Annotated in this window: 6 protein-coding genes; all 6 read right to left on the bottom strand. The window is 50.2% G+C overall.

Features of this window, described 5'->3' with window-relative positions; all coding sequences use genetic code 11:
* Positions 1–2,869: DUF1553 domain-containing protein (locus ACOJS8_RS18245; RefSeq protein ID WP_420149982.1), on the bottom strand; the 2,869-nt coding region annotated here is incomplete at its 3' end.
* 722 nt (positions 2,870–3,591) lie between these two features.
* Entirely contained in the window at positions 3,592–4,731 is a 1,140-nt protein-coding gene (locus tag ACOJS8_RS18240) for a DUF3179 domain-containing (seleno)protein (protein WP_420149981.1), read from the bottom strand.
* Between the two features lie 2 nt (positions 4,732–4,733).
* On the bottom strand, positions 4,734–6,896 hold the full coding sequence (locus ACOJS8_RS18235; protein WP_420149980.1) for a PQQ-binding-like beta-propeller repeat protein: 2,163 nt from the start codon (positions 6,894–6,896) through the stop codon (positions 4,734–4,736).
* 93 nt (positions 6,897–6,989) lie between these two features.
* Positions 6,990–7,991, bottom strand: coding sequence for a family 43 glycosylhydrolase (locus ACOJS8_RS18230; protein WP_420149979.1), 1,002 nt, complete (start codon positions 7,989–7,991; stop codon positions 6,990–6,992).
* A 102-nt stretch (positions 7,992–8,093) separates the two neighbouring features.
* Positions 8,094–9,569: a DEAD/DEAH box helicase gene (locus ACOJS8_RS18225; protein ID WP_420149978.1), complete on the bottom strand. Its 1,476-nt coding sequence runs from the start codon at positions 9,567–9,569 to the stop codon at positions 8,094–8,096.
* 187 nt (positions 9,570–9,756) lie between these two features.
* Positions 9,757–10,530, bottom strand: a complete 774-nt coding sequence (locus ACOJS8_RS18220) for an SDR family NAD(P)-dependent oxidoreductase (RefSeq protein WP_420149977.1) — start codon at positions 10,528–10,530, stop codon at positions 9,757–9,759.
* Between the last annotated feature and the right edge of the window lie 140 nt (positions 10,531–10,670).

Genomic DNA, 10,670 nt, shown 5'->3' with positions numbered 1-10,670 from the left:
GTTGAGCAAACGATCGTTCGGATACAACCTTGGCGGCTTCCACAAACTGTGGATCGTTCAACAGAATCAGCGCTTGCAGGGGCGTACTGGTTTTTTGTCGCTGAACAACACAATAGCTTCGGGAAGGCGCATCGAACGTATTCATCGATGGGGGCGGGTTGGTTCGTCGCCAGAACGTGTATAAACTTCGTCGATAAAGATTTTCTCCTTTGTCCTGCTCATAAACAGCGCCGTTTACCGCCCACAACCCATCCGGCTGGTAGGGTTTTACGCTGGGACCGCCAATTCGGGAAGATAGCAATCCGCTGGCTGCTAACGCGTTATCTCGAATCATTTCGGCGGTCAGTCGGAACATCGGCCCGCGTGATAGCCAGGTATTTTCAGGGTCTTTTTGTAAACGATCTTTTGTTACTCGCGCCGATTGACGATACGTAGCCGACATGACAATCAGTTTTTGCATGGCCTTTATATTCCAGGGCGACGCTCCGCCAATTCCTTCCCGGAACGTAACGGCCAGCCAGTCGAGCAGTTCGGGATGAGTTGGCAAGCCGCCCTGGTTGCCAAAGTTGTTGGATGATTTCTGCAGACCTGTTCCAAAATACGTTTGCCAGTAGCGGTTAACGACGACGCGCGCCGTCAGCGGATTGTCGGGATGCAATAGCCACCTGGCTAATCCCAGTCGATTACGGGGGAGTTCGGGCGAAAAGGGTAAGATCGTTGCCGGTACATCCGGGCGAACCTGCTGGGCGGGTGCGTCGTACACTCCTCGCTTGAGCACGTACGTAGGACGAGGAGTTTTCATATCCTCCATCACCATAATTTCCGGTACATCTTCGGCCAGTCGGTTGCGTTCTGTACGTAATTTCTGAAGTTCGCTACGTTGTTTCTGATAAGGCACCGATACGTTGGCTAAGTAGTAGGGGAACAGCACGTTGGGGCTCTGGGCTTTCACTACGTTAACCTGGTTGCTCACGCCCGATTGAGCCAATAATGTTACTTCGGGAGCGGTTAATTCTCGGTCATAAACAACCAGTTCATCGACAAGGCCGTTTTTGAAACCCGACCCCCGCATATCGGCGCCAACCTGCAGTCCCGGTTGTTCCTTGCCCAGATGTTTGCCTTTAGGCCAGATTATGTCTTTATACAGGTTGTCTTTTTCCGTCACCATGGCCATTGCCTTGCCGTCCAGGTACAGCTTCAGTCCACTGGCTTTACTCGACCCGTCGTACGTCATCGTAAGCTGAATCCATTTTTGCTTTGGCAATGGTTGCTGGCTTACCCGGACCAGGCTGTTATAAGGCCAGGTATGCGCCATTAGAACTTCGGCTTTGCCATCGCGAACGTTCAGAAAATAACCCCGGAAATTGTATAGAATATCACCCTGCCCTTTGTGGAGAATGACACCTTTTTTTAAATCCTGCGGTACGTTCACCCACACGCCAATTGAAAACGGTTGTGCCCGATGAAAAATACCCACTTTCCCCAGGCTCAGAATGTCGTCGCCGTTCGATCGGAACGCCTGCCCGACTTTCCCCGCTGTCAAAACCGGATCGACTACGGTGCCTTTATCGGCTGGCGAGACAGAACTGACAAACTTACCATTCACAAGGTTGTCGAATGTAAAATGGGCCTGAAGCCCTTTTTGCGGATTAAACGTTACGTTGTTTTCAGAGCGAGCCTGCCACTGCGTGAAGGTGTTACGTTCGTTTTCGGTGGTTTGGGTAAGTGCGTTTTCGGTCGATTTGATTTTGGTATCAATAAAAGCGATCAGGCTATCCTGTTTCCGGTCGGACAGAAGCATTGTGGGAACGGGCATGGCATCGTCCCAGGAAATTTGCCCAACCTCATCGACATTGTTGAAAAAGGCAAATAAGCTGTAGTAATCCTTTTGTGAAATAGGATCGAACTTATGATCATGGCAGCGGGCACACTCGACTGTCATGCCAAGCATAGCCGTTCCCAACGTATTTGTGCGGTCAGCAACGTACTCCACCCGAAACTCTTCGTTGATAATACCACCTTCCATGTTCTGGGAGTGATTTCGATTGAAGCCCGTAGCCAGCCGTTGTTCCCGGCTGGGATGCGGGAGCAGATCGCCCGCCAGCTGCCAGGTAAGAAACTGATCAAATGACTGATTACGATTGAAAGCCTGAATAACCCAATCACGCCAAGGCCACATCGGTCGGTAACGGTCAACCGTGTACCCATGGGTGTCAGCGTAGCGAGAGAGGTCCAGCCAATCGACAGCCATTTTTTCGCCATAGTGGGGTGACTGTAACAGCCGGTTAACTACTTTTTCGTACGCATTTGGCGACGTATCGGCCAGAAAGGCATCGATTTCTCCAAGGGTAGGAGGTAGGCCCGTCAGGTCGAGAAATACCCGACGTAGCAGCGTTTCTTTATCCGCTTCCGGCGAAGGTTTCAGCCCATTTTCTTCCATTTTCTGGAGCACGAAATAATCGATTGGGTTTTTCGGCCATTGCGTGTCCTGCACTGTAGGAAGGGCCGATTTTTGGGGTTTGATCAGCGCCCAATGCGGTTTGTATTCCGCCCCTTGCTCAATCCATTTTATGAGAATGGCTTTTTCGTAATCCGACAAAACGCGGTTGGACGCTTTGGGCGGCATCATGTCGTGTTCGTCGGCGGTGATAATCCGGTGGTAAACTTCGCTGTTGGCCAGATCGCCCGGCACGATTGCGTGTTTGCCTTTGGCTTTTTTCAGCGCGGCTAACGCCCCTTCGCGAGTAGCTAACTCAAGCCCTGCTTTCTGACTGTTTTTGTCGGGACCGTGGCAGAAAAAACATTTGTCGGAAAGAATAGGCTTGACATGCCGATTGTAATCAACTGTTTCGGGTAGTTGATCGGCCAACTTTGTAATTGCAACTGGTTTGTCGACATGGCTACAACTCTGCATGAGGGCAATCGTGCAGAAGCAAAACAGACACAAGCGCAATAATTTTCGTTGATATATGATCGTAAGCATTGATCCTTTCTATTACTTATAATACTTACAAGCTCGAATACCGGACAGAGAAGCTTTATTACGTATAAGAAGATTAAACCCATAAACTTACTACTCACTAGCATCCGGTTAATTGGTTGTAACCACGGATAACCCTTAACAACCAAAAAACCTTCTGATACCCTGAATAGATTGGGCCTTTGCGCTAAGAACAGGTTCTGAGACGAACGTACTGAGTGGACGTATATAGCCTGGAGTTGACTGAAAATTACTGTGAATTCCAGGTCGGTTTAATCAGTAATAAGTCTCCTGAGAAAAGCTATGTTAAGTTTTATCTATTTATCGTATTTAATGTTTTGATTATCAGTAGGATATACAAAGGGCGCGCTTTGGTTGCTGAATCATAGCGAATACATACCATGTTTAAGAAGGTACAGCTTGGCCCCTGGACGATAATTTTGAGTATATCATTCCTGTTATTGATCGTGCTCTCCATGCTTCTGATCGGGCATTTTTAGGATATGCCGGATACGAGGATTTTCTTGTAAATGAGCACTTTGTAAAATTGAACCGGTTAAGAGCAATCAGCAGATTCGGCATCTCTTCGCCCGATAACAAGCTGGGGCTTATCAGTAACGACTGGTTTGAGGGTGAAACGTTCGCCAGCTATGCCAGAACTCCTGATAGGCTGAAATACGCGAAAGAGCCTGCCCAGCCGGTAATGCCTTACCCGTAAGTGCGTATGCCTGATTATCATTCCTAAGCGTATCGTGCCGGAGTGTAAAGCGGGCGGAGGTAGTTGGGCGCTCATACGCGAAGAAACTTCGATTGTCCGGTGTGATGACCAGCAAAATCGGATGTCCTCCCAACGTATCATGGATAAGTCGCTCACGTTTTAAACGATTCCAGTCGTAAGCTTTTGCCTGTTGCCCAATTTTCAGGCCTACAATCCACGATTTGTCGCGCCAGGATAGGCTATCGGTTCGGGTGAGGTCGCTTCCACCTTTGCCCCGTTCGTATTTGTCCATTTTTTCATAACGCTCCTTGTAGGTTGTATCCGGCTGCATAATGAGGCTGTTGGGGTGCAGAGCCAGCCATTGCTTGAGCGTCATTTGCTCGCTGAATACTTCGGGTAACGTATTGCCTTTCAACGGGCCCGCAATTGCTTCGCCATTCGCCTGCCGCCACCAGCTTCCCGTCGTTGCATCCTCGAACATAGCATTGAAATGATCCATTCCTACCAGCCGAAATACCTCCGGCTTGCCATTCACTTCCGGACGAAAAACGCGCCCGGTGCGGCAAACGGTGCAGTACGTAACCATAACAGGCTGTCTGGCAATGGTATCCAGCACCTGGTGATGATAGCCAATATACTGAATCGGGTATGCCTTTGCCTGGCCGTTAACAACGATCCCTACGACCTCCCGATCGGATTTCACTACGTTCTGGCTGGCTGGTTTCATCTGCAAACGGCCTGGTTGATAAAACATATGGTCGGCTGCCATTCGAAAATTAAACGCATAGCTAACCCCAGCCACCAATGCCAGTGCAGCGAGACTTAGCCATTTAGCCCGACGAAAAGCACTGAAAGCGCCAATCACGATTAGCAGACCAAATACAATCCGAAAAAGCCAGCGCCAGGTGTATAGAAAATACGCCAGGTCAAGGCTGTTCATGCGCTGGCTTCCGGGCATAGGCATAATGAAATAAACATTCGCTATTTCGAAAAGCAACAGACCCGCAATGCCAATGTAAAACAGAGCTTTCATGCTTAGGGCAGCGCAAACGCTACGTATTGATTTCCTTTTTTTACCCCCACTTTACCTCCTCCACAGGCAATCACTACGTATTGCTTACCACCAATCTGATACGTAGCGGGCGTGGCAAAACCTGCAGCTGGCAGGTCCGTTTCCCAAAGCAGTTTTCCCGTTTTTTTGTCGAAAGCCCGGAATTTCTCATCGCGCGACCCGCCGATAAAGAGCAGCCCGCTGGCTGTTACTACCGGACCACCATAATTTTCGGTACCCGAATTCGAAATGCCTTTCGCTTTAAGGCCTTTCTCTTCGCCAAGCGGTATTTTCCAGGCGTACTCACCAGTGTTCAGATTGATTGCGCTAAGCGTACCCCAGGGCGGTTTAATGGCCGGATACCCCTGACTATCCTGAAAGCGGTTGTAGCCAGTAATTTTGTAAGGCAGATAGGGTCGTTTTGCTTTCGTAGTACCAGATGCACTGCTGGGCGCTTCCTGTTTTTCGTCATCGAACAGGAAGGCAATCAGGGCATTTTTTTCTTCGGCAGAAAGAGCTGTAAAACCGGGCATCATGCCTCGCCCATTGCTGACGGTTTGCAGAACGTATGGCCGATCACGGCGCTGGCCAATATTGACCAAAGACGGGTAGCCACTACGTGGATTACCTCTTCGCTCAGGACCGTGGCAGCTCATGCAGTTCAGAGTGTAAACGCGCTGGCCAGGACTAAGATGAGCTAATTCGTCTTCTTTAGGCGTGTCGACCAACTTGTACAGCCAGGGAATATCATTGGCATTGACGTAAAGAATGCCGTCAGGGTCGGCGGCTGCGCCACCCCACTCAGCTCCACCGTCGGTGCCCGGAATCATTAGCGCCCATCCTTTATTCGTGATCGGTTCATATGGCCGCTTGCCTACTTTACGAAAAAGAGCCAGTAGTGAATCCCGATCAACTGAATTGGGATTGATATCGGCTTCCGTCATGACCTGCCGAACAAATGGGGCCGGTTTCAGCGGCATCGGTTGTGTTGGCCATGTGGTCTCGCCCGGCACGTTGGATTTAGGAATGGGAACCTCTTTAATCGGGAACAGGGGCTTACCCGTTACGCGGTCAAACACAAATACGTAGCCGGTTTTGGTGACCTGTGCCACCGCATCAATTTTCCGGGGCCGACCGTCGGGGCCATTTTGGGTAACGGTTATCAGATTAGGGGGCGCCGGAAAATCTCGGTCCCAGAGATCATGATGAACAGCCTGGTAATGCCATAAACGTTTACCCGTCCGAACGTCGAGCGCCAGCAAACAGTTGGCAAACAGATTCTGTCCTTTGCGGTTACCGCCGTAAAAATCGTAGGAAGGCGAGCCGGTTGGTACGTAGAGAATTCCCCGAACCCGGTCAACAGCCATACCCGACCAGTTGTTAGCGCCCCCTACGTCGAAATTTTTGTACGCTTCCTTCGGCCAGGTTTCGTAGCCAAACTCGCCGGGATGCGGAATCGTATGGAATGTCCAGGCTAGTTTGCCGGTCCGAACGTTGAACGCCCGGACATATCCCGGTGCGGCATCGGCCTCTTCCGACAACCGAACGGGCATGATAATCAGGTCTTCGAAGATGGTACCGGGCGTATTGGAAATGATGAATTTATCTTTGGCCTGTTCACCCAGCCCATCGTGCAGATCGATATGGCCGTCCTGTCCAAAGGAAGAAATCGGTTGCCCGGTTTTGGCGTCAAGCGCGTAGAGGAGCGGGCCCATTGAGTGTAGAATTCGGGGAGCATCGTTGGAATTTTCACCCGTTTTGGGTGCCCAGTACGTAACCCCCCGACTCGTGTTGGCTCCCGCTTTTTTCAGGCCCCCGTATCGCCAGATTTCTTTACCGGTAGCCGCATCAAGCGCAAACGCCTGTACATTGGGTGTAACGCCATACAGCACGCCATCGATGATAATGGGGCTGGTTTGAATCTGGCCGCTGTCGGGCGTTGCGTAGCGCCAGGCAACCTGTAAGCTCCTGACGTTATCAGGGGTTATCTGCCTAAGGGCCGAATAATGATTCCGGTCGGGGCCGCCGAGGTATTCGCTCCAGTTGGTGTAATCGTTGGGTTTGTCGTCGGTAAGATTCTGTCTTAATTGAGACCAGCCAAGCGCCAGTGCCGCCAACGCTGCGACAGGCAAAAGAAGTCGTTTCATACGGTAAAGGGTAGTACAACAAATCTACATGAAAAGTCAAGACAATGCCTACGAATCTCCGATAGGGCAAACAGGAAACGTAATGAAGCGACCCTATTCGTTTATTAACTGAGGAGTTGCTTTGCGCCAGCTAACTTCAACGTTCGATAAAAACCAGCTTTTCCCTTTGTCGTTGTTGCCCTGAAAAAATAAGTATGTTTTGCCGGTTGGTGCCCTGAATAGGTGCGGATGCCCGGACTCACTAGCGTTCCAACTGCCGGGAGACCCGTTTTTGAGAAAAGGTTCGTTTTGGACGCGCTCCCAGTGAAGGCCGTCAACACTGCGTGCGACGCCAACTTGCTGCGGCCAGTTATTGTACGCGCCGGCATAGAACATAACTAATTCATTACCCCGTTGGACAACGGAAGGCGCTTCGATACATTCGCCCTCCCATGATAATTCTGGCTTCAGGATAGGGCCGTTTGTCGATAAAAGTTTCCAGTCCTGACGGTCAAAATTGGACGTAGCGGGTGCCACCGCCACCCCGATCTGCTGAATTTTGTAGGATGGATCGCGTGTTGCAAAATAGAGAAAGTATTGATTATTGAACTCCACTACGTCGGCATCAATCGCGCGTCCACATGACCACTGACTAATTTCCGGACGGAAAATGGGATTGGTTGGGTTTCTGTCAAAATGAATCCCGTCAGTTGAGCTGGCATGGCAGATCGCATCTTTAGGCCCATTGCCATACGTTTGATAAAACAGATGGACTTTGCCGTTACGTACCAACGCACCTGGCGCACACAAGCCTTTTTGCTCATAGTCGGCTGCCGGTAGAATTTCGGCGATCTTACGCCAGTTCGTCAAATCGCGGCTTTCGGCGATACCAATTCCCCAGCGATCCGCTCCAGCGGCATCTTTACCGGTCGGAACGGAATAATAAAGTAAGTACCGTTTGCCAAACCAGACAACGTGCGGATCTTTTGAAAATCCGGGTTTTCGGTGAGTTGAATCCCCAAACATCATCCTGGGACGTAACACCTGTGCCTGTACTAAGAACGCATGGCTTACCAGGGTACTGATCAAAAGCAAACTGAAAAGAAGGCGGAGCATGTTCATGTCGTTATACTACGTATTGTCAAATACCGTAAGTATAGCTTGCCTACTCATATGAGCCTGAAACAAAAAATCCCGGATCGTTCCGGGATTTTTTGTTTAATAATTTTTATCAGAACTGAAGTCTAAATAGCGACTGTTGCCTGTACCTCGACCTGGACGTTGTTCGCTTTTGTCACTAACTGACGAGCGCGGTTCGCTGCGCGGTCGCTGATCGGTAGGGCGATCGTTACGTGTCTGATTGCGGTTGTCGCTGCGTCGGGGCGAATCATTGCTTGCCCGACGCTCATTGCTCTGGTTTTGACAACCGTTGGCCGACGAACCATTCCGGCGATCATGTCCGGCTTGCGGCCGTTGCCCTCCCTGACGATGCCCGCCATTGTTGCTACGTCCCTGACGTTGAGCAGGAGTAGATGTTGCTGGCGCTGTTGCTACGTCGAGCACATAAGGATGCTCCGTTACAACAGGTACATTTTTGCCAATCAGTTTATGAATATCTTTCAGGTAAGCCGTTTCTTCGGCGTCGCAGAACGAAAGCGCGATTCCGTCATTCCCAGCCCGGCCCGTCCGGCCAATACGGTGTACGTAGGTTTCGGGAATGTTTGGCAGTTCATAATTAATGACGTGGGTGAGTTCATCGACATCAATACCACGGGCGGCAATATCGGTCGCCACAAGCACCCGAGTTTCGCGACTTTTAAAATTCGAAAGTGCGCGCTGACGAGCGTTTTGTGACTTATTTCCGTGAATAGCTTCAGCTTTAATGCCTGACTTCAGCAAATCTTTGGCCACTTTATCAGCTCCGTGTTTGGTGCGGGCAAATACCAGCGCTGACCGAATCTTCGCATCGTTCAGAATATGCACGAGCAGTTTACGCTTGTCTTCTTTACTGACAAAGTACATGGCCTGCTGAATCGTATCGGCGGTCGACGAAACGGGCGTTACTTCAACTTTTGCAGGATTGTGCAAAATCGAATCGGCCAGTTTCGCTACGTCGGGGGGCATGGTTGCTGAGAAAAACAGCGATTGCCGACGCTCGGGTAACTTCGCGATGACCCGTTTTACATCATGAATAAAGCCCATGTCGAGCATACGGTCGGCTTCGTCGAGAACGAAGAACTGCACGTCGCGAAGTGTAACAAATCCCTGATTCATCAGATCCAGCAGACGGCCAGGCGTAGCGATCAATACGTCGAGCCCTGCTTTAAGCGCATTTACCTGGCTATACTGGGAAACGCCACCAAAAATAACGGCATGACGCAGGTTCAAATGACGGCCGTAAGCCGCAAAGCTTTCATCGATCTGGATAGCCAGCTCGCGGGTTGGCGTCAGTACCAGCGTTTTGATACGTCGGGGAGTCTTTGGGTTTTTGCTACGTTCCTCGTGGAGTAACTGCAGAATCGGGATGGCGAAAGCGGCAGTTTTACCCGTGCCCGTTTGAGCGCAGCCCAATAAATCACGGCGGTTTAACAGAACGGGAATGGCTTGTTGCTGAATCGGTGTAGGGGTGGAATATCCTTCCTCGGCGAGCGCCTTCAGAATCGGATCAATTAAGGTTAAATCGGAAAATTGCATGTGTTAGCTGGACGTCGGCAGGCAAGGAAAGAAAGCTTTGGTGTAAGGTTCGCATCCAACGTCTTTGTAAAGTTATATGTATACAACCGCAATGATATAAAGAAAGTGCCATCCATTGGTGAAGTGCAAAAAAGCGCGAACCCCGGCATCAAACCGGGGTTCGCGCTTTTGAAGAAAACGTTACGTTCTAATCGTAAATACTTCCGGCTGTTTTTTCAACCAGCCCTTTTGGAAGAAGCCAGGCCATCAGCTTCCCGGCTTTATTCAAGAGACCTGTTACAACCTCAGTCTTCCCGGCGAGCATGGCTTCGACAGCCTGTTTCGCTACGTCCTGGGGTGTCATGTTGACTTTCTGGGCGGCTTTCCGGCCTTTTTCTCCAATTTGGGCCCGATCTGCGAAAGCGGTGTCCGTGGAGCCGGGGCAAACACACGTAACAGACACCGATGATTTGCGTAGCTCCTGATGCAGACCCCGGCTGAACTGGAGCACAAATACTTTCGAAGCGGAATATAAACTCAAACCAGGAACCGCCTGATAGGCTGCCGAACTGCCAATGTTGAGGATATACGCTTTGGATTGCTGGCGAAGTTGCGGCAGAAAGAGATACGTCAACTCAACTAGCGCTGTCATGTTCACAGACATCATATCCGTGTGTTCGGCCAGCGAATGTTTTTCAAAAGGCCCGCTCAACCCGTATCCTGCGTTATTGACCAAAGTCTGAACCGTATAGTTTTTCTCTGCGCACCAGTTGAAAACCTGTTGAGCTGATCCCGATTCGGCCAGGTCAATGGCGAACGTATCGGTCTTGACGCCATAGTCGCTGGCTAACTGCCTGGCTACATCAGCCAATATGGATGCCGAACGAGCTACCAGTAGTACATCGAATTTTCGGCGGGCCAGTTCTCTGGCTATTTCCAGCCCGATGCCTTTACTGGCACCGGTAATGAGGGCGTAGGCCATAAAAGAGTTGTATCGTTACAGGGTTGTATGGTTATAAAGATATAGAGTTGGCTGAACCAAAAATTTTAACCCCGTCCGCCAACACAATATCTTTATAACCCTATAACTCTTAAATAATTACTTTAGAAAATAAGCGGTGG

The sequence above is a fragment of the Spirosoma sp. genome, from assembly GCF_048594605.1.
GTDB lineage: Bacteria > Bacteroidota > Bacteroidia > Cytophagales > Spirosomataceae > Spirosoma.
Note: the sequence above shows the minus strand (reverse complement) of the source record. Positions and strands in the feature narration are given on the sequence as shown.